16 protein-coding genes are annotated in these 18,529 nt (G+C 59.7%); 8 read left to right on the top strand and 8 right to left on the bottom strand.

Features of this window, described 5'->3' with window-relative positions; genetic code table 11:
* Nucleotides 1-51 precede the first annotated feature (51 nt).
* The 6 genes from ACR0B0_RS13470 (at nucleotide 52) to ACR0B0_RS13495 (ending at nucleotide 6,736) form a co-directional block, all read left to right on the top strand.
* Nucleotides 52-930: an RNA polymerase factor sigma-32 gene (locus tag ACR0B0_RS13470; RefSeq protein ID WP_170377693.1), complete on the top strand. Its 879-nt coding sequence runs from the start codon at nucleotides 52-54 to the stop codon at nucleotides 928-930.
* Nucleotides 927-1,742: a ChaN family lipoprotein gene (locus tag ACR0B0_RS13475; protein ID WP_480648172.1), complete on the top strand. Its 816-nt coding sequence runs from the start codon at nucleotides 927-929 to the stop codon at nucleotides 1,740-1,742. The genes ACR0B0_RS13470 and ACR0B0_RS13475 overlap by 4 nt, the downstream gene beginning before the upstream one ends.
* A gap of 63 nt (nucleotides 1,743-1,805) precedes the next feature.
* Complete coding sequence (gene coaBC, locus ACR0B0_RS13480) at nucleotides 1,806-3,002, top strand: bifunctional phosphopantothenoylcysteine decarboxylase/phosphopantothenate--cysteine ligase CoaBC (protein ID WP_170377690.1); 1,197 nt, start codon at nucleotides 1,806-1,808, stop codon at nucleotides 3,000-3,002.
* Nucleotides 3,003-3,017: 15 nt separating this feature from the next.
* A complete protein-coding gene (dut, locus tag ACR0B0_RS13485; RefSeq protein ID WP_480648174.1) occupies nucleotides 3,018-3,473 on the top strand; it encodes a dUTP diphosphatase in 456 nt (151 codons plus the stop codon).
* Entirely contained in the window at nucleotides 3,473-4,522 is a 1,050-nt protein-coding gene (locus ACR0B0_RS13490) for a HesA/MoeB/ThiF family protein (protein ID WP_170377688.1), read from the top strand. The genes dut and ACR0B0_RS13490 overlap by 1 nt, the downstream gene beginning before the upstream one ends.
* A 198-nt stretch (nucleotides 4,523-4,720) precedes the next feature.
* Nucleotides 4,721-6,736 carry a M3 family metallopeptidase gene (locus ACR0B0_RS13495; RefSeq protein WP_480648176.1) on the top strand — a complete coding sequence of 672 codons (2,016 nt, stop codon included), beginning with the start codon at nucleotides 4,721-4,723 and terminating at the stop codon, nucleotides 6,734-6,736.
* On the opposite strand, the gene ACR0B0_RS13500 is transcribed toward ACR0B0_RS13495, so the two are convergent.
* From ACR0B0_RS13500 to ACR0B0_RS13525, 6 genes are read right to left on the bottom strand one after another with little or no spacing between them, the layout of a single operon-like run.
* On the bottom strand, nucleotides 6,733-7,665 hold the full coding sequence (locus ACR0B0_RS13500) for a 2-hydroxyacid dehydrogenase (RefSeq protein WP_480648178.1): 933 nt from the start codon (nucleotides 7,663-7,665) through the stop codon (nucleotides 6,733-6,735). The genes ACR0B0_RS13495 and ACR0B0_RS13500 overlap by 4 nt on opposite strands.
* Nucleotides 7,666-7,680: 15 nt before the next feature.
* Nucleotides 7,681-8,820, bottom strand: coding sequence for a rod shape-determining protein RodA (gene rodA / locus ACR0B0_RS13505; protein WP_170350566.1), 1,140 nt, complete (start codon nucleotides 8,818-8,820; stop codon nucleotides 7,681-7,683).
* Nucleotides 8,817-10,766 (bottom strand): penicillin-binding protein 2, encoded by a 1,950-nt coding sequence (mrdA, locus tag ACR0B0_RS13510; protein WP_170350565.1) that lies wholly within the window; start codon nucleotides 10,764-10,766, stop codon nucleotides 8,817-8,819. Before mrdA ends, rodA begins: the two co-directional genes overlap by 4 nt.
* Nucleotides 10,763-11,299, bottom strand: a complete 537-nt coding sequence (locus ACR0B0_RS13515; RefSeq protein WP_480638753.1) for a rod shape-determining protein MreD — start codon at nucleotides 11,297-11,299, stop codon at nucleotides 10,763-10,765. Before ACR0B0_RS13515 ends, mrdA begins: the two co-directional genes overlap by 4 nt.
* On the bottom strand, nucleotides 11,292-12,194 hold the full coding sequence (mreC, locus tag ACR0B0_RS13520; RefSeq protein WP_480648180.1) for a rod shape-determining protein MreC: 903 nt from the start codon (nucleotides 12,192-12,194) through the stop codon (nucleotides 11,292-11,294). The genes ACR0B0_RS13515 and mreC overlap by 8 nt, the downstream gene beginning before the upstream one ends.
* Before the next feature lie 56 nt (nucleotides 12,195-12,250).
* Nucleotides 12,251-13,297: a rod shape-determining protein gene (locus ACR0B0_RS13525; RefSeq protein ID WP_008756832.1), complete on the bottom strand. Its 1,047-nt coding sequence runs from the start codon at nucleotides 13,295-13,297 to the stop codon at nucleotides 12,251-12,253.
* 154 nt (nucleotides 13,298-13,451) lie between these two features.
* Here ACR0B0_RS13525 and ACR0B0_RS13530 point away from each other — a divergent pair, with 154 nt between their 5' ends.
* On the top strand, nucleotides 13,452-14,237 hold the full coding sequence (locus tag ACR0B0_RS13530) for a 23S rRNA (adenine(2030)-N(6))-methyltransferase RlmJ (protein ID WP_480648182.1): 786 nt from the start codon (nucleotides 13,452-13,454) through the stop codon (nucleotides 14,235-14,237).
* 171 nt (nucleotides 14,238-14,408) lie between these two features.
* Here the strand turns inward: ACR0B0_RS13530 and ACR0B0_RS13535 are convergent, their stop codons facing one another.
* Nucleotides 14,409-15,977 (bottom strand): 2-isopropylmalate synthase, encoded by a 1,569-nt coding sequence (locus ACR0B0_RS13535; protein WP_170350561.1) that lies wholly within the window; start codon nucleotides 15,975-15,977, stop codon nucleotides 14,409-14,411.
* A gap of 291 nt (nucleotides 15,978-16,268) precedes the next feature.
* Here ACR0B0_RS13535 and ACR0B0_RS13540 point away from each other — a divergent pair, with 291 nt between their 5' ends.
* Nucleotides 16,269-16,934, top strand: coding sequence for an SDR family NAD(P)-dependent oxidoreductase (locus tag ACR0B0_RS13540; RefSeq protein WP_480648184.1), 666 nt, complete (start codon nucleotides 16,269-16,271; stop codon nucleotides 16,932-16,934).
* A 4-nt stretch (nucleotides 16,935-16,938) separates the two neighbouring features.
* Here ACR0B0_RS13540 and ACR0B0_RS13545 read toward each other — a convergent pair whose 3' ends face one another.
* Nucleotides 16,939-18,384: an MORN repeat-containing protein gene (locus tag ACR0B0_RS13545; RefSeq protein ID WP_480648186.1), complete on the bottom strand. Its 1,446-nt coding sequence runs from the start codon at nucleotides 18,382-18,384 to the stop codon at nucleotides 16,939-16,941.
* Nucleotides 18,385-18,529 lie beyond the last annotated feature (145 nt).

The following is an 18,529-nucleotide window of genomic DNA, read 5'->3' on the forward strand; positions in this document are numbered from 1 at the left end:
CTAGGTCGGTAAGGCAAGCCCGGCCCGCGCCTGTGAAAAGGGGAGATTTCCATGGCACTGGATAATGGAACCGATTTTTCGATGTCCCGGCAGGCAATGAAAGCCGAATTGCTGGACGCAGAAACTGAATTAAAGCTGGCTTATGCGTGGCGTGACGACCGTGACGAACAAGCGTTGCATCGGTTGATCACGGCCTATATGCGGCTGGCGATTTCGATGGCGGCCAAGTTCAAGCGATACGGCGCGCCGATGAATGATCTGATTCAAGAGGCCGGATTGGGCCTTATGAAAGCGGCTGACAAATTTGATCCCGACCGAGGTGTGCGCTTTTCAACCTATGCGGTCTGGTGGATCAAGGCGAGCATTCAGGACTACGTGATGCGCAACTGGTCGATGGTGCGCACTGGGTCGACCTCATCGCAGAAATCTCTGTTTTTCAACATGCGGCGGGTTCAGGCGCGTTTGGAACGCGAGGCCGCAACCGAAGGGATGGATCTGGACCGTCATCAGTTGCACCAGATGATTGCAGCTGAAATCGGCGTGCCCTTGCGTGATGTTGAGATGATGGAAGGGCGCCTTTCGGGCTCGGATTTCTCACTGAACGCGGTGCAATCGACCGATGAAGACGGTCGGGAGTGGATCGATGCGCTAGAGGATGAACGCGAGCAAGCTGCCGAGACGGTTGAAAACAGCCACGATACCGAACAGCTGCGCGAATGGTTGGTGACGGCGATGCAGGCGTTGAACGACCGCGAACGCTTTATCGTGCGCGAACGCAAGCTGCGCGATCCTGCCCGCACGCTGGAAAGTCTGGGGCAAGAGCTTGGCCTGTCCAAGGAACGCGTGCGTCAGCTTGAGGCTGCGGCTTTTGTGAAAATGCGTAAGAACCTTGAAGCCCAGTCGCGCGAGGTGCAACACTTCATCGCATGAGACAGCTTGCGATTCTTGTTTGTACACTGATGGTTATGGCCGCGCCCGGCCAGGCCGAGGATTTGATCCCCAATGATATTCTGGCCGCGATGACCTCGGCGGATGTAGTCATTTTGGGCGAGATACACGACAACCCGCAACACCATGTCATTCAGGCCGAAGCATTGAAGGCCATCACCCCCTCGGCTGTTGTGTGGGAGATGGTAACCGAAGAAGGTGCGCAGCGACTGGCGGATAAGGCTGTGTCCAACCCCGAAGAGCTTGCGCGCATTCTGGAATGGCTTGAATCGGGCTGGCCGCCGCTCAGCATGTATTACCCGGTGTTTCAGGCATCAGACGCGCCGGTTTATGGGGCGATGGTTCCACGGGCCGCAGCCCGAGCCGCGATGGAGCGAGGTGCGGCCACCGCTTTGGGCGCGGATGCGGCACGTTACGGGTTGACCGTGCCTTTGCCAGCCGACGAACAGGCCGCGCGCGAAGCCGATCAACTGGCCGCCCATTGCGATGCGATCCCCGAAAGCGCCTTGCCGCAACTGGTGGCCATTCAGCGCTTGCGCGATGCGGTGCTGACGCGCGCCATCTTGCGCGCCACCGATGAAACTGGCGGCCCGGTGGCGGTGATTACCGGGAATGGCCATGCCCGTAAAGATCGGGGCATTCCCACCTTTTTGTACCGATTGCGCCCGGGGCTGAAGGTCTTTGTGCTGGGTCAATCCGAAGATGGCGTGGTTAATGGCACATTCGACGCAGTGATCGACAGCCCCAGCGTTGAACGTGAAGACCCATGTCTGGCGTTTCAAAAGCAGAATTAACCGCTGGAACTGTCAGGCCCCCTTGCCTAATGTCGGGGCCGACCGGGACAGGAAGGGCTCAACATGCTGGCATCGAAACGCATTCTGCTGATTATCGGCGGTGGGATCGCGGCCTATAAGTCGCTGGACCTGATCCGGCGCCTACAAGAACGCGGCGCGGCCGTGACGCCCGTGTTGACGCGCGCGGCTGAGGAATTCGTGACACCCCTGTCCGTGGCGGCTCTGGCCGGAGAGAAAGCCTATCGCGATCTGTTCGATCTAACAGATGAGGCCGAGATGGGGCATATCCAATTGTCGCGCTCGGCGGATTTGATCGTTGTGGCCCCCGCGACGGCGGATTTGATGGGGAAGATGGCTACCGGGCTGGCGAACGATCTGGCCTCGACCCTGTTGATGGCGACCGACACGCCGGTTCTGTGTGCCCCTGCGATGAATGTGCGCATGTGGGACCATCCGGCGACGCAGCGCAATTTGAAGCAATTACAGGCCGACGGCGTCCGTTTTGTCGGCCCGAACGAGGGTGATATGGCTTGCGGCGAATACGGCCCCGGCCGCATGTCAGAACCGCTTGAGATCGTCGCAGCGATTGAGGCGGAACTGGGTCAGGGCCCGCTTAGCGGTAAGCGTGTGCTTGTGACCTCGGGGCCGACGCATGAACCGATTGACCCGGTGCGTTATATTGCCAATCGCTCGTCTGGGGCGCAGGGTACGGCGGTGGCCCGGGCGCTTGCTGCACTGGGCGCTGACGTGGTCTTTGTTACCGGCCCAGCGGATGTTCCGCCGCCCCCAGGGGTGCAGGTCGTGCAGGTCGAAACCGCGCTGCAAATGTCGGACGCCGTCAATGCCGCACTGCCGGTGGATGCAGGCGTGTTCGCTGCAGCTGTCGCGGATTGGCGGGTCGCCAGTGCCTCGGACAAAAAGCTGAAGAAAAGCCGCGATGGGATGCCAGCGCTGGAGTTTGCCGAAAATCCCGACATCCTAAAACGCGTATCGCATATGAAAACCGGTCGCCCGGCGCTGGTTGTGGGATTTGCCGCCGAGACGGACAATGTGATCGAACATGCCACCGCCAAACGGGGGCGTAAGGGCTGTGACTGGATCGTGGCAAATGATGTCAGCCCGGCAACCGGGATCATGGGCGGGTCCGAGAATGCGGTGATCCTGATCTCGGATGATGGGGCTGAGGAATGGCCGCGCATGGGCAAAGATGCAGTGGCCGAGCGTTTGGCGACCAAGATCGCCGACGCTTTGACGAGCTAGACAAGAGGAACGGTGATGGTTGCAATTCGTGTGATCCGCGAACAGGGCGCTGACCCCTCAGTACCCTTGCCGTCTTATGAAACCGTGGGGGCGGCTGGTGCGGATGTGCGGGCAAACCTGCCCGGCGGTGCGTCAATCACGCTTGAACCGGGCCAACGCGCCCTGGTGCCCACTGGTCTAAGGATCGAAATTCCGCAGGGGTTCGAAGTTCAGGTGCGCCCCCGTTCGGGTCTGGCGCTGAAACACGGGATCACTCTGCCCAATACGCCCGGTACGATCGACAGCGACTATCGCGGCCCATTGGGTGTGATCGTCCTGAACGCAGGTCAAGAGGCGTTCGAGATCACTCATGGCGAACGCATCGCGCAACTGGTCGTAGCCCCGGTCGTGCAAGCCGCGTTCGAAGCGGTTGATATGCTCAGCGACACGGCGCGCGGGGCGGGTGGTTTCGGCTCGACCGGGCGCGGCTGATGCTTCTGGTCGGGATTTTAGCGGCTGGTCTGTGGGGCATCGGTTATCTGGCTGGTGTATCGAGAACGGCCCGCACGACTTCGGTGGCCGTGCTGCTTCTGGGTGTGATTACGGCTCAATTGCTGCTGCCTGATGGGCATCCGTTGCGTCAGGCGACCGGCGGTTCTGCGGCGATGTGGCTGATACTGGCGGGTACGGTGTTGCTGGTACTGGTTTACGGACGTGTTCTGAAAGCGTTGCGAAACCGCGCCGCGCCAGCCTCAGCCAAGGAGCCCGCAATGCCATCCGACCAGTTTTCTGAGACCGAACTTGAGCGCTATGCCCGCCATATCGTCCTGCGTGAGCTGGGCGGGCCGGGACAGAAAAAGATGAAACAGGCGCGGGTTCTGGTCATCGGTGCTGGCGGTCTTGGGGCACCTGCGTTGCAATATCTGGCTGCCGCCGGAGTGGGGACTATCGGCGTGATTGATGATGACGAGGTTGAAAACGCCAATCTTCAACGGCAGGTTATCCATCGCGACGCAGATATCGGCATGCCCAAGGTCTTTTCGGCCCAACAGGCGATGCTGGCGCAGAACCCCAATGTGGTTGTTCTGCCATATCACCGCCGCCTGACGGATGAAATCGCCACTGAACTGTTTGCCGATTTTGACCTGATCCTTGATGGCACCGATAACTTTGACACCCGTTATTTGGCAAACCGCACTGCTGTCGCGCTGGGCAAGCCCCTGATCTCGGGCGCGCTGTCACAATGGGAAGGCCAGCTCAGCGTCTTCGACCCGGCCAATGGTGCGCCCTGCTATCAATGTATCTTCCCCCAGGCTCCGGCCCCCGGTCTGGCCCCCTCCTGCGCCGAGGCTGGTGTGATTGGCCCGTTGCCCGGCGTGGTAGGCTCGATGATGGCGGTCGAGGCGATCAAGGTAATCACTGGGGCGGGGCAAGCCCTGCGCTGTGAGATGCTGATCTACGACGCGCTATTTGGTGAAAGTCGTAAAATCACCCTATCACGCCGGGAAGATTGCCCCATTTGCGCAGGTTCCGAAAACTAGATGCAACCGCCGCGCGCGTCAGCGCGCGGTCCGGCCCAACGCCGCCAAGGCGCATCTTTGATGCGCGCTGCGGGGGCGGGAGCCCCTGAAACCGCGCCCTGTTTCTGGCGCGCGAAACTGGATTGTCGCGGAATTTGATACGCCACCTCTGGACCATTCCAGCCCGCCTCCCTAGCTTGACCAGCAAAGGAGATTTGCATGACCAACCCGATCCTGTCCAACTGGACCACGCCGTTTGAAATCGCTCCGTTCAACGCAATCTCAGACGACGATTTCGCCCCCGCGCTCGAGCAGGCCATGCAGGCGCATAACGCCGAGATCGACGCGATTGCCGATAACCCCGATGCGCCCACCTTTGCCAATACGGTCGAAGCGCTGGAAGCTGCTGGAGAGCAGATGGACAAGGTGTTGTCGGTCTTTTTTACGGTCGCAGGGGCAGACAGCAACCCGGCACGAGAGGAGCTGCAACGAGACTTCTCGCCCAAACTTGCGGCGCATTTCTCGGGCATTTCTTCGAATAAGGCTCTTTTTCAACGGCTGGCCGATCTGTGGTCTCGCAAGGAGGATCTGAACCTAACGGATGAACAGGCCCGCGTTCTCATGCTGACCCATCGCGGTTTTGTCCGCGCGGGTGGGGCGCTTGAGGGCGAACAGGACGCCCGGATGCAGGACATCAAGGCACGGCTGGCCTCGTTGGGAACGTCTTTCACGCAAAACCTTCTGGCCGACGAACGTGATTGGTATATGGAGCTATCCGAAAACGATCTTGAGGGGTTGCCTGCATTCGTGGTGGATACCGCCCGCGCTGCGGGGCAGGAAAAGGGAGTAAAGGGTCCGGTGGTCACCCTGTCGCGCTCGCTGATTGTGCCGTTCTTGCAATTCTCGCCCCGGCGCGACCTGCGGGAAAAGGCCTATCGGGCCTGGGCGGCGCGTGGTGCCAATGGCGGTGAGACCGACAATCGCAATATCTCAGCTGAAATCCTGCAACTGCGCGAAGAACGCGCCAAGCTGCTGGGCTATGACAGCTTCGCCGGTTTCAAGCTGGAAACTGAAATGGCCCGCACGCCTGACAAGGTGCGCGACCTGCTGATGCAAGTTTGGGGCCCCGCCAAGTCACGCGCCGATGCCGATGCTGAAATCCTGACGCAGATGATGCAGGAGGACGGCGTCAACGGCCCGCTGGAAGCGTGGGACTGGCGCTATTATGCCGAGAAACGCCGCAAGGCCGAGCATGATCTGGATGAGGCCGCGTTGAAGCCTTACCTGCAGTTGGATCGGATGATCGAGGCTGCCTTTGCCTGCGCAAACCGCTTGTTCGGGCTTGAATTCGCACCGTTGGATGTGCCGCTTTATCACTCCGATTGCCGCGCGTGGGAAGTCACGCGCAACGGGCAACATATAGCCGTATTCATAGGCGACTACTTCGCACGGGGGTCTAAACGGTCAGGGGCATGGTGCAGTGCGATGCGGTCGCAGGCCAAGTTCCCCAAAGTGCAGGCGCCGGTCGTGATCAACGTCTGCAACTTTGCCAAGGGCGATCCTGCGTTGTTGTCTTACGACGATGCCCGGACCCTATTCCACGAGTTCGGTCACGCGCTGCATCAGATGCTGTCCGATGTGACCTACGAAAGCATTTCGGGCACCAGCGTGGCGCGGGACTTTGTAGAGTTGCCCAGCCAGCTATATGAACACTGGCTGGAAGTGCCCGAGGTTCTGGCCGAATTTGCCACTCACGCCGAAACCGGCGAAGCGATGCCACAGGAGATGTTGGAAAAAGTGCTTAAGGCCGCCAATTTCGATCAGGGGTTTCAGACGGTGGAATATGTTGCCTCGGCGCTGGTCGATCTGGCGTTCCACGATGGTAATGCCCCGGCTGATCCAATGGCGAAACAGGCTGAGGTTTTGTCCCAGATCGGCATGCCGCAAGCCATTGGGATGCGCCACGCCACCCCGCATTTCGCGCATGTCTTTGCGGGCGATGGCTATAGCGCGGGCTATTACAGCTATATGTGGTCCGAGGTCATGGACGCCGATGCCTTTGCCGCGTTTGAAGAGGCCGGAGGGGCCTTTGACCCCGAACGCGCTAAAGCGTTGGAAGAAAACATCCTGTCCACCGGCGGCTCACGCGAGGCCGAAGAGCTGTACCTAGCCTTCCGCGGTCGGTTGCCGGGGGTTGAGGCCTTGCTGAAAGGGCGTGGCCTGATCGCGGCCTAGTACCCCAGAGACCGGTCAACGAGGTGCAGGAAGGGTTTGCCTTCCTCACCCCGGCGGATGTTCTCGCAGATCACCTGCGCCGCTGTTTCGGGCCGGGTTTCCGATGCGATATGCGGGGTCACCGTCACGTTCGGATGCGCCCAATAGGGGTGATCTGCAGGCAGCGGCTCAACCCGAAACACGTCCAGCGTCGCGTGACCGACCTGACCCGTATTCAGTGCCGCCAGCAGGGCATCGTCGTCGATCAACGGGCCCCGACCGGGGTTGATAATGCAAGCACCCTTTGGCAGCAGGGCCAGAGTGTCGGCGTTCAATATATTCACGGTGGCGGGTGTGTCGGGCAGCAGCAGAACCACGATCTCGGCCCGCGACAAGGCTGTACGCAGCCCGTCAGGACCATGCAGGCAAGTGATACCGGGAATATCCTTGGCTGTGCGGCTCCAGCCAGTGACATCGAAATTCAGCGCCGCCAGCGCACGCGCTGCCGCTTCGCCCAACGCGCCAAGGCCCAGAACACAGACCTGACGTCCGGTTGCCAGCGGGGGCGGTGCAGGGGTCCAGACACCATCCTGCACGGTGATGTGTCGATCCATGCCGAGGTGATGGCGCAGCACGTGGCCCACCACCCATTCGGTCATGCCTTGTGTCAGGCCATGATCCACCATCCGCGCCAGCGGCACGGTCAGGGTCGCATTCCCCGCGATTTTTTCTACCCCGGCCCACAGGCTAAGCACGGCCTTCAGCCGGGTGTATGGGGTGAAATCCAGTAACCCACCGCTTGGGGCATAGACAATATAGTCGACTTGATCCGGCTCAAACTCGGTTGCCAGGTGAAAGTCTACCCCGGCTTCGGTCAGGCCTTTGGTCAATAGAGGCTTATAGATCGGCCATTGCGCTGGGCGCGCGGAAAACAGGACGTTCACGGGCATAAGGGGCCTTTCGGATCAGCGGGGGCGGTGGATATGGGCGCTTTGGACGATGCCGAAGGCGGCCATCAGAACCAGCATGGCGGAACCGCCATAGCTGACCATCGGCAACGGCACTCCCACCACCGGGGCAAGGCCCATCACCATCGACATGTTGACAGCAAAGAACAGGAAGAAATTCAGTGCGATGCCCAGCGTCACCAGTGATGAGAATCGATCTTTTGTCGAGAGCGCGGTGATTAGGCAGAACACCAGGATCAGGCCATACAGAGTCAGTAGGGTGATGCCACCGACAAAGCCGAACTCTTCGGCCAGCGTGGTAAAGATGAAGTCGGTGTGTTTTTCGGGTAAAAAGTTCAGACGCGACTGCGTACCCTGCATGAACCCGCGCCCGTTCCATCCCCCCGATCCCAAAGCGATCTTGGACTGGGTGATGTGATACCCTGCGCCCAGCGGATCGGTAGACGGGTCCAGAAACGTGTCGATCCGTCGGAACTGATAATCCTTGAGCAACTGCCACTCGGTCCCGCGGCTGTTGAACACGGTGGCAATCAGGCCGACCACAGCGGCGATGACGGCGGCGAAATAGGCCCAGTGGACTCCAGCCAAAAACATCAGCCCGCCACCTGCCGCCAACAGCAGGATTGAGGTGCCCAGATCGGGCTGTTTCAGAACCATGAACGTGGGGATCAGGATCAACGCCACCGGGATCAGCACCCACAGCGGGCGTGACGTTTTATGAGACGGTAGCCAGTCGTAATAGGCGGCCAAAACCATAACCAGCGCAACTTTCATAACCTCGGACGGCTGCAGTCGCATGAATCCCAGGTCGATCCAGCGCTGCGCGCCCATGCCGATGGTGCCAAAAAGCTCAACGAAAACAAGCAATACGATTGACCCGAGATAGGCCACGACAGACATGTTTCGCCAGAACCAGATCGGTACCAGCGCGATGATGAACATCGCTGTCAGACCCAGCCCAAAGCGTTCCATCTGCGGTTCCGCCCAGGGCATCCACGATCCACCCGCAACCGAATACAGCATCAGGAATCCGGCACTTGCTGTGCTGATCAGCAACAGGGTCAGTGGCCAGTTCATATACAGGAATTTGCGGAACCCCGACGGTGTGGATTTGACGGCATATTCAAGATAGCTCATGCGCGGTCCTTCTCGGTCGGACGCGCTTTGGGGCGGCGATCGCCCTCAAGCCGTTTTTGCTGTTCCTTGATGCGGTCGCGATCGCCAGCCGGATAGGCCTCGAGCGGCGGTGTGCCGTTGTACAGCGCTTGCAACATGATGTCCCGTGCGACCGGGGCCGCTGCCTTGGAGCCACCGCCGCCATGTTCCACCACCACGGCCACGGCGAATTTCGGATTGTCATAGGGTGCAAAGCTGACGAACAGCGCGTGGTCGCGGCGTTCCCATGGCAGGTCTTCGTTGCGGATCACACCGGCTGCGCGCTCCGCCTTGGTGATGTTGCGCACCTGGCTGGTGCCGGTTTTACCGGCCATGCGGAATTCATCCGCGATGATACGGCTGCGATAGGCGGTGCCGCGCCGGTTGTTCGAGACCGTGAACATGGCATGACGCACCTGTTCCAGATTATTGCGGTTCACCGCCAGCGGTTCTCCCGCGCCGGAAGGTTGTTCAATCCCGTTCACCGAGCGTACCAGCCGCGGCGACACCGCGCGACCGGTTGCAATCCGCGCCGTCATGACTGCCAATTGCAGCGGTGAGGCCAGCATAAAGCCTTGACCGATCGAGGCATTCGCCGTGTCGCCGACCAGCCATTCCTCGCCATGAACACGCTGCTTCCACGCCTGGTTAGGTGCCAACCCGGCGGCGACGGCAGACATCGGTATGTCGTGCTTTACGCCCAGACCAAAAATGCGCGCCATTTCCGAAATCTTGTCGATACCGGTGCGCAGAGCCACGTCATAATAATAGACGTCGCAGCTGCGTTTCAGCGAGGTTTCCAAATCAACCGTGCCGTGCCCGCCGCGTTTCCAGCAGTGGAAGCGGCGGCTGCCCACCTTTAGGTGGCCGGGACAATAGACTGTGTTCGATGGCCCGATCACCCCGGCCTCAAGCGCGGCCATGGCGGTGATCATCTTGAAGGTCGAGCCCGGCGGATAGGTGCCCTGAACCGTCTTGTTGGCCAGCGGGCGGTAATTGTCCTGTGTCAGCGTCCGATAGTCTGCGACCGAGATACCGCGCACGAACAGATTCGGATCAAAACTGGGGGCTGAACTGATGGCACGGATATCGCCGGTTTCGCAATCGATCACCACGGCGGCGGCACTTTCCCCGGCCAGACGTGCTTGCGCGTATTGCTGTAGATCCGCATCGACAGAAAGCTGCAAGTCGGCCCCGGTCTCACCTTCTTGCCGGTCCAGTTCACGCATCACGCGGCCGGTGGCGTTGACCTCGACCCGTTTCGCCCCGGCTTTGCCGCGCAGGGCAATCTCTTGCTTGGCCTCTAGCCCGACCTTGCCGATCTGGAACCGCGGAATTCGTAGGACCGGCTCTGGGTCTTCGATCTGGCTCAGGTCATAATCGCTGACCGGGCCGACATAGCCGACCACATGGGCAAAATCCTCATAGCGCGGGTACTGCCTTGTCTGTCCCACTTCGGGGATCACACCGGGCAGGGCGGGTGCGTTGACGGCAACCTTCGAGATATCCTCCCACGTGACCTGATCGGCCAGCGTGACCGGCAGGAACGGGGCCGAGCGGCGCATTTCGGTCTTGGCGCGTTCAATCTCATCTGCCGTCAGGGGGATCAGCTCTGAAAGCTTGGCGATAACCTGATCGACGTCACCGGCATCTTCGCGCACCATGACGATACGGTATGAGGGCGAGTTCTGGCCGATGATCTCGCCGTTCCGGTCGTAGATCCGTCCACGGGTTGGCGGGATCAGGCGGATATTGATCCGGTTTTCCTCGGCCAGCAGGCGGTATTCATCGGCCTGATCCACCTGCATATAGCGCATCCGGGCGGCGAGCCCGCCGATGAAGGCGGCTTGTAGCCCACCCAAAAGCAATGCTCGACGAGGCAGGCGTTTATAGGCAAGGCCCGGGGCTTTGGGTTTGCGCTGTTTCATCCCCGTGCCCCTACGGCATTGGTATTGGCCACGGTTGCGCGCCGCACGCCAAGCGCGTTCTGGCTAAGCAGAACGATCAAAGGATAAACCGCAATTGTCAGAACCACTTGTATCACTACAGGCCCCAATGCCGCTTGTTGTACAGACACAATAGCAAGAATGACACGGTTCAGCATGAAAACTCCCGTGATCGCCACCGCAACGGTGGACCATTCGCTAACAAAACCTGAATCCCGCATTCCAAATGCAGCCGAGCGCAGATAAGCCGAGCCCAACACTACGAGCGCGGCCAACAAGCCGGGCGGGCGTTGTAACAACAGATCAGCCATCAGCATGACGAAGGCGATCAGCAGGGTCGGTACAAATTCGGGCCGCCGCAATACCCAGGCAAAAGTCAGTGCGATCAAAAAGTCGGGAAATGGCCAGCGGTCCGGTTTCGTGTCCAGTGGCAGCAAGTGCAGAAATAGCACAAGGGCGGCCAGTATAAGATACAGCCCACGCTTGGACCAAAGCTGTGAGGTTGCGTTATCCATCGCCGACCTCGGACGGGGTCAGGGCGGCCTCGGGGTTTCGTGGACCGACGATATCACCCGTATCGCGGATCTGAGGCGCTGATTGATAGCGCAGCACCCGCAGAAATTCGAGCCGTTCAAAATCTGCTGACAGGCGCACCCGCAGGCGACCGCCGGGATCAGCAGTGATCTGACCGATCAGCAAACCGCCGGGAAACACGCCACCATCGCCCGAGGTTACGACCCGGTCGCCGGGGCGGACCAGCTCTCGGTTCTCCAGAAACTCGACCGCCGGTGCGGACGTGTTGTCGCCGGTGATCAGGGCGGTCTGGCCAGAGGGCTGGATTGTGGCAGGGATCGCGCTGGAGGCATCGGTCATCAGGATCACCCGTGCCGTGTCCGGCCCCACGCCGGAAATGCGCCCGACCACACCAATCCCATCCATTGTGGCCCAGCCATCGGTGATGCCGTCGCGTTCCCCCACATTCAGCAGAACCGACTGCCGGAAGGGTGACCCGCTATCGGCCATCACGACCCCGGTGATATAGGTCAGACGGGGATCGAGACGCACGTTGTTCAAATCCAACAGCCGGGCGTTTTCCTGTTCAAGCTGAAGTGCTGCTTCTTTCCAGGCGCGCATCAGGCGCAGCTCGCTGCGCAGCTCCTGGTTCTGTTCGCTCAGGCGTTGGTAACTTTGGAAATCGCGGACCAGGTTGACCACGGCGGTGACCGGGACCATTGCCCACTCCATCGAGGGCACCACCCGGTCCACGACCTGCGCGCGGAACCGTTCCACGCGCGGGCTGTCGATCCGCCAGACCAGAAAGATGGCAAGCAGGCACAGCACCACAATCCCCAACAGCAGACGGCGCAGGGGGGTGGTGTATTCGTCGCGCTGTGATCGGTCCTTTGCCACAGGTTACCTTCCCGTGCTGCTCTTGCCCGAGTGTTGTCCCTTAAAGGGTGCGCGCCTTAGCTTTCGTAGTCAATCGCGTGGCGCAGCTGTTTTTCATATTCCAACGCCTTGCCGGTGCCCAAAGCCACACAATTCAGGCTTTCATCTGCAATCGACACGGCCAGCCCGGTTTGTTCGCGCAGGGCCAGATCCAGATCGCCCAGCAGCGCGCCACCTCCGGTCAGCATGACGCCTCGGTCCACGATGTCCGCAGCCAGATCGGGCGGAGTGGTTTCCAGCGCGGTCATGACGGCTTCGCAGATCGCCTGAACTGGCTCCGACAATGCCTCGGCCACTTGCGCCTGGCTGATTTCGATTTCCTTCGGCACGCCGTTCAGCAGGTCGCGGCCACGGATATGCATCGACTGACCGCGGCCGTCATCGGGCATACGGGCGGTGCCAATGGTGGTCTTGATCCGCTCGGCGGTCGATTCACCCACCAGCAGGTTCTGCTGGCGGCGCAGATACGAGATGATGGCTTCATCCATCCGGTCTCCGCCCACACGGACTGAACGGGCATAGACGATGTCGCCCAGCGACAGAACGGCCACCTCGGTGGTGCCGCCGCCGATATCAACGACCATGTTGCCGGTCGGGTCAGTAATTGGCATGCCAGCACCGATCGCGGCAGCAATAGGTTCCGCAATCAATCCGGCGCGACGCGCACCTGCGGACAGAACCGACTGACGGATCGCACGCTTTTCAACCGGAGTTGCGCCGTGTGGAACGCAGACTATGATTTTGGGTTTCGAAAAGGTCGAGCGCTTATGCACCTTGCGGATGAAATGTTTGATCATCTCTTCGGCGGTGTCGAAATCGGCAATGACGCCTTCACGCATCGGGCGGATGGCTTCAATCGAACCCGGCGTCCGGCCCAACATCAGCTTGGCATCCTCGCCCACGGCCAGCACTTTTTTCACACCGTCTTTCACGTGGTAGGCGACAACGGACGGTTCCGACAGGATCACGCCGCGTCCTTTGACATAAACCAGCGTGTTCGCTGTCCCAAGGTCGATGGCCATGTCCGCTGTGAACAGGCCGCCTAGATTGCCAAAGATCCCCATGATTCCCCTGATCCTGTATGTCGGTTTTCTACTGCCCGCGACTCGACGGTTCCGGGACGGATGACTTATAGGGTGCCAATACGCCCGGTTAAAGGGCTGATTCCGCGACAATCAGCACCTTTCCGCCTTATTGAGAGGGACTTTAGAAGGCAATATGCTCTCTTATCAACACATTTACCACGCCGGGAATCTGGCTGATGTGCAAAAGCACGCATTATTGGCATGGGTGCTGAATTATTTGACCCGCAAAGACAAGCCGCTGACATACCTTGAAACCCACTCTGGACGGGGGCTGTATAAGCTGGATGCGGTTGAGGCACTGCGCACGGGCGAGGCGGCGGCGGGAATCGGGCGAGCCCAAAAGGCCGACTGGTTCGATGCGGATCATCCACTGAGCCGGGCAATTGCGGCGGTTCAGCAGCGACAGGGGAGCGTGGCCTATCCCGGTTCTCCGATGATCGCGGCCAGTTTGCTGCGCGATCAGGACAGTTTGCACTTTGCGGAGCTACACCCGCAGGAACACGCGGCTTTGGCTATGGCGATGTCACCCTATGGAGCCAAAGTGTATCAGCAGGATGGGTACGAATTGGCGCAATCCCTGCTGCCGCCGACGCCGCGGCGCGGGATGTTGCTGATCGACCCAAGCTACGAGGTGAAATCGGAATATGATCGTCTGCCCGGCATCATCGCCAAACTGCATCGCAAGTGGAATGTTGGCGTGATTGCCCTGTGGTATCCGCTTCTAACGGATGACCGTCACCGGGCCATGGTTTCGGCGCTGCAGGCGCAGAATCTGCCCAAGGCGTTTTGCCACGAGGTTCGGTTTGATCCGGTGCGAGAAGGGCACCGCATGGTCGGTTCAGGTATGTTTATCGTCAATGCACCTTTCGGTCTGGAAAACGAAGCCGCCAGGTTGACTAAGTTGTTCAAGGCGCTCTGAACACAGTCTACAGTCAATTCCAGAATGCTCCCGCCTCGTTTGCCCGCATCAAAGATGCAGCCAACCGAGTTGGGCCCGGCAGCGCGCCTTTGGCGCGCTGCCGGGCCCAAAACCCAAGAAGGTTCGGCGAAGCCGGGCCGCCGCGGATGCGGGAGCCTTTGACCTTTGTCTCTAGGTCAGATCTTTGTAGCTGATCTCGCGCGCGTCGGCACCGGGGCCGGTTTTTTCACGGCGTACGATCAGGCGGTTCAAGGCGTGAAGATAGGCTTTGGCCGAAGCCACAACCGTATCCGTGTTGGCCGATTGACCCGTTGCAATCATGCCGTCTTCTTCCAGACGGACTGACACCGTGGCCTGGGCATCAGTGCCCGCGGTTACTGCATGCACTTGATACAGCTGAAGATGGGCTTTGTTCGGAAAGATCGCGCGGATAGCCTTGAAGGTCGCATCCACCGGACCGTCGCCGTGTTCGGTTGCGATGATGTCTTTGCCGTCCACTTCCAACTCAACCGTCGACTCCGCTTGCCCGCCGGTTCCGCAGGTCACTTTCATCGACACCAATTGCAGATGATCGTCTTCATCGTCCAGCGTCATCAGTGCAATAAGATCGTCGTCAAACACCTCTTTCTTGCGGTCAGCCAAATCCTTGAACCGCACGAAGATATCCTTGAGCTGGTTGTCACCAACCTCATAGCCCAGCGTTTCCAGCTTGTCGCGCAACGCCGCACGGCCCGAGTGTTTTCCCAAAGGCAAGGACGTGCCCGAGAGGCCGATATCTTCGGGGCGCATGATCTCAAAGTTTTCGCGGTTCTTCAGCATGCCATCCTGGTGGATACCACTTTCATGGGCAAAGGCGTTCTTGCCAACGATGGCCTTGTTGAACTGCACGTTGAAGCCCGACACCGTCGCAACGCGGCGAGAGATATGCATGATCTTGGTCGTATCAATGCCGGTGTTCCACGGCATAATGTCGTTGCGGGTGCGCAGCGCCATGACGACCTCTTCCAACGCCGTATTGCCTGCGCGTTCGCCAAGGCCATTGATCGTGCATTCAATCTGACGTGCCCCGCCCGCGACAGCGGCCAGCGAGTTCGCCGTCGCCATGCCAAGATCGTTGTGGCAGTGGGTGGCAAATACCACCTCATCTGCACCCGGCACCGTCTCGATCAGGCGCTTGATCAGGTCAGCCGATTCCATCGGGGCCGTATAGCCCACAGTGTCTGGGATGTTGATCGTCGTGGCGCCGGCCTTGATCGCAATCTCGATCACGCGGCACAGATAGTCCCACTCGGTCCGCGTTGCATCCATCGGCGACCATTGCACGTTTTCACACAGGTTGCGAGCGTGGCTGACAGTCTCGTGGATTTTCTCGGCCATTTCGTCCTGTGTCAGGTTCGGAATGGCGCGGTGCAGTGGTGAGGTGCCGATAAACGTGTGAATTCGGTTCTTTCCGGCGTGCTTGACGGCTTCCCAACAGCGGTCGATATCCGCGAAATTGGCACGCGCCAGGCCGCAGATGCGGCTGTTTTTGGATCGCTCGGCGATCTCGGAAACCGCTTTGAAATCGCCCTCGGACGCGATGGGGAAACCGGCCTCGATGATGTCGACGCCCATTTCATCCAGCAGTTCTGCGATTTCCAGCTTTTCGTCATGGGTCATGGTTGCGCCGGGGCTTTGCTCGCCGTCGCGCAAAGTGGTGTCAAAGATCAAGACGCGGTCTTGGTCGGTCACGTTGGTCATGGGATTCTCTTTCTTCTTCTGTCCTAAAGCCTATGGCGCGCGGGCGTCCTCCTCTGAGCGGGCGCGCCGGATGGCACGCTCAGAGGCGGATTAGGATCAGTAGGCCACGCAGAGACGCACCGCGCAGGGCGGTGTCGGCAAAAGGGATATCTGCGCGGTTGATCATGGGGCGGAATTTATACAGAGCCCGCCCAGAATGAAAAGACCCATTTGCGCCTTAACTGCTGTTGCAGGGGTTTCTTTCAAGAGTGGCGTATTGATCCGCGTAACAGGACGTCTAGGTGGTTAGTGATGAAAACAGCGTTGATCATAGGCGCGTCAGGAGGAATCGGTCAGGCGGTATGTCACCGACTGAGGCGGCAGGGCGTGGCGGTGACCACCTTGTCGCGGTCTACGGACGGGTTTGATTTAACCGATCCCGCCGGTATTGAGAGCGTATTGGGCAAGTTGTCCGGCCCCTTCGATTTGATCCTTGTCGCCTCGGGCGCGTTAGAGATCAACGGGGCGGCCCCGGAAAAAACAATGCGCGCGGTCACAGCACAGACAATGATGGGCCAGTTTGCGTTGAACGCCGTCGGACCTGCACTGATTCTGGGCCATGCATCACGCCTGCTGCCGCGGGATCGCCGGGCGATTTTTGCTGTGCTATCGGCGCGCGTCGGGTCCATCGGGGACAATAGGCTGGGCGGTTGGGTCAGCTATCGCGCAGCAAAAGCCGCGGTGAACCAGATCGTACATACGGGGGCGATCGAACTGCATCGTACCCACCAGCAAGCGATCTGCGTTGCCCTCCATCCTGGCACCGTGAAAACTGAATTCACCCGAAAATACCTGGGACGTCATCCCGCTGTTGCACCGGATGAAGCCGCCGAGAACCTGTTGACCGTGATGGCGCATTTAACTCCAGCCGAAACTGGAGGGTTTTTCGATTGGGCCGGAGACCCCGTGCCGTGGTGATAGTTCAACCGTCCGAATCGGTGGTGTCTGTTGTATCCGTCTCAGGGGTTGTGCTGTTCGATGTCGCCAATGCACCGTTTTCCCAAACACCGGTTTCCTCTTCGCCGTTGGCATAGCGCACTGTGCCGTTGCCGTGCCGTTTGGCGTCGACAAAGCTGCCCTCGTAAACATCGCCGCTTGGGTATGTGGCGATCCCGTCACCGGTGATCTTGCCTTCGGTCCATTGTCCAGAATAGCTGAACCCATTGGCCATGACGATTTCACCTTGCCCGTGGCGTTTGCCTGCGTTGAACTCGCCGGAATAGGTGGTGCCATCGGGATACGTGGACAAGCCCTTGCCCTGACGCAGACCATCGGCCCAATCCCCGTCATAGCTGGACCCGTCAGCAGAAGTCAGAATGCCCTTGCCACTCGGTTTGGCGTTTTTGAACTGTCCTTTGTAGACCGTGCCGTTGGGATAGGTGGAAATACCCTGACCTTCAATCACGCCAGCGATCCAATCGCCGTCATAGGTCGAGCCGTCGGGGTAGGTGATCAGGCCCTTGCCCTCGGCCAAATCAGCCTTGAAATCGCCGACATGGACCGAGCCATCCGGATAGGTCATCTCACCTAAACCCTCAAGCAGCCCGTCGGTCCATTCGCCGGTGTATGCAAATCCGTCAGTGCCGGTATAGGCCCCCTGACCATGGCGCAGATCGTTGGCATAGTCGCCTTCGTAGACGTCGCCATTGGCATAAATCATCTTGCCCTTGCCTTGCCGCCGACCCTCGATCAGTTCGCCTTCGTAGACGTCACCGTTGACAAGGGTCATACGCCCGGAGCCTGTTATGCGGTCTTCGACCCAATCGCCGACGTAAGTCATCCCGTCGGGCAGGGTCAGGCTGCCTTGACCGTGGCGCTGACCATCCTTGACTTCGCCCTCGTAGATACCGCCTTCGGCATAGGTAATCTTGCCACTGCCCTGTTTGACACCATCAACCCAGTCCCCGTCATAGCTAAAGCCGCTGGGGTCCGTCATCACGCCCTTGCCGTGATAACGCGCGTTTTTGAAATTGCCCTCGTAGCGCGCGCCATTGGCATAGATCGCGATGCCAGCGCCATTGAGTGACCCGTCGGCCCATTCACCGTCGTAGCTGCCGCCGTCGGCATAGATGATCTTGCCGCGCCCTTCGGGTTGCCCTTTGACAAACATGCCTTCGTAGATCGAGCCGTTGACATAACGGGCAATCCCCTTGCCCTGAATTTCACCCTCGGCCCATTCGCCGCTATATTCGAACCCGTTAGGCAGGCGATACGTGCCGGTCCCGTGGCGCAGGCCGTTTTCGAACGTGCCTTCATAGACGCCGCCAACTTCATCGTCCGTGGTAATTACCTGACCGTTCTGCGCGGCGGCGCCAGCAGCGATCAGAGCGATTGCTGATGCGGCAATGGAAATGCGAAAAGCGTTCATAATCTGTCCTGCCTGCCCAGTGTTCATCCTTTTGCGCAAAACTAAGGTACCGGTGGGGGCAGAGCAACGGGTTTTGCCGCATTTGCCTTTTACTTGCGCAATGATCTGCTAAATGGCTGTAAGACTGACGAGGGCAAGAGGGCAC

The sequence above is a fragment of the Ruegeria sp. BA12 genome, assembly GCF_056539625.1.

Coding starts and splice junctions, on each gene's coding strand:
- coaBC (WP_170377690.1), top strand. CDS start 1,806: ATGCTGGCATCGAAACGCATTCTGCTGATTATCGGCGGTGGGATCGCG.
- ACR0B0_RS13515 (WP_480638753.1), bottom strand. CDS start 11,299: ATGGATAACGCAACCTCACAGCTTTGGTCCAAGCGTGGGCTGTATCTT.
- ACR0B0_RS13540 (WP_480648184.1), top strand. CDS start 16,269: ATGAAAACAGCGTTGATCATAGGCGCGTCAGGAGGAATCGGTCAGGCG.
- ACR0B0_RS13530 (WP_480648182.1), top strand. CDS start 13,452: ATGCTCTCTTATCAACACATTTACCACGCCGGGAATCTGGCTGATGTG.
- ACR0B0_RS13475 (WP_480648172.1), top strand. CDS start 927: ATGAGACAGCTTGCGATTCTTGTTTGTACACTGATGGTTATGGCCGCG.
- ACR0B0_RS13525 (WP_008756832.1), bottom strand. CDS start 13,297: ATGGGGATCTTTGGCAATCTAGGCGGCCTGTTCACAGCGGACATGGCC.
- ACR0B0_RS13545 (WP_480648186.1), bottom strand. CDS start 18,384: ATGAACGCTTTTCGCATTTCCATTGCCGCATCAGCAATCGCTCTGATC.
- ACR0B0_RS13495 (WP_480648176.1), top strand. CDS start 4,721: ATGACCAACCCGATCCTGTCCAACTGGACCACGCCGTTTGAAATCGCT.
- ACR0B0_RS13500 (WP_480648178.1), bottom strand. CDS start 7,665: ATGCCCGTGAACGTCCTGTTTTCCGCGCGCCCAGCGCAATGGCCGATC.
- mrdA (WP_170350565.1), bottom strand. CDS start 10,766: ATGAAACAGCGCAAACCCAAAGCCCCGGGCCTTGCCTATAAACGCCTG.
- rodA (WP_170350566.1), bottom strand. CDS start 8,820: ATGAGCTATCTTGAATATGCCGTCAAATCCACACCGTCGGGGTTCCGC.
- dut (WP_480648174.1), top strand. CDS start 3,018: ATGGTTGCAATTCGTGTGATCCGCGAACAGGGCGCTGACCCCTCAGTA.
- ACR0B0_RS13535 (WP_170350561.1), bottom strand. CDS start 15,977: ATGACCAACGTGACCGACCAAGACCGCGTCTTGATCTTTGACACCACT.
- ACR0B0_RS13490 (WP_170377688.1), top strand. CDS start 3,473: ATGCTTCTGGTCGGGATTTTAGCGGCTGGTCTGTGGGGCATCGGTTAT.
- ACR0B0_RS13470 (WP_170377693.1), top strand. CDS start 52: ATGGCACTGGATAATGGAACCGATTTTTCGATGTCCCGGCAGGCAATG.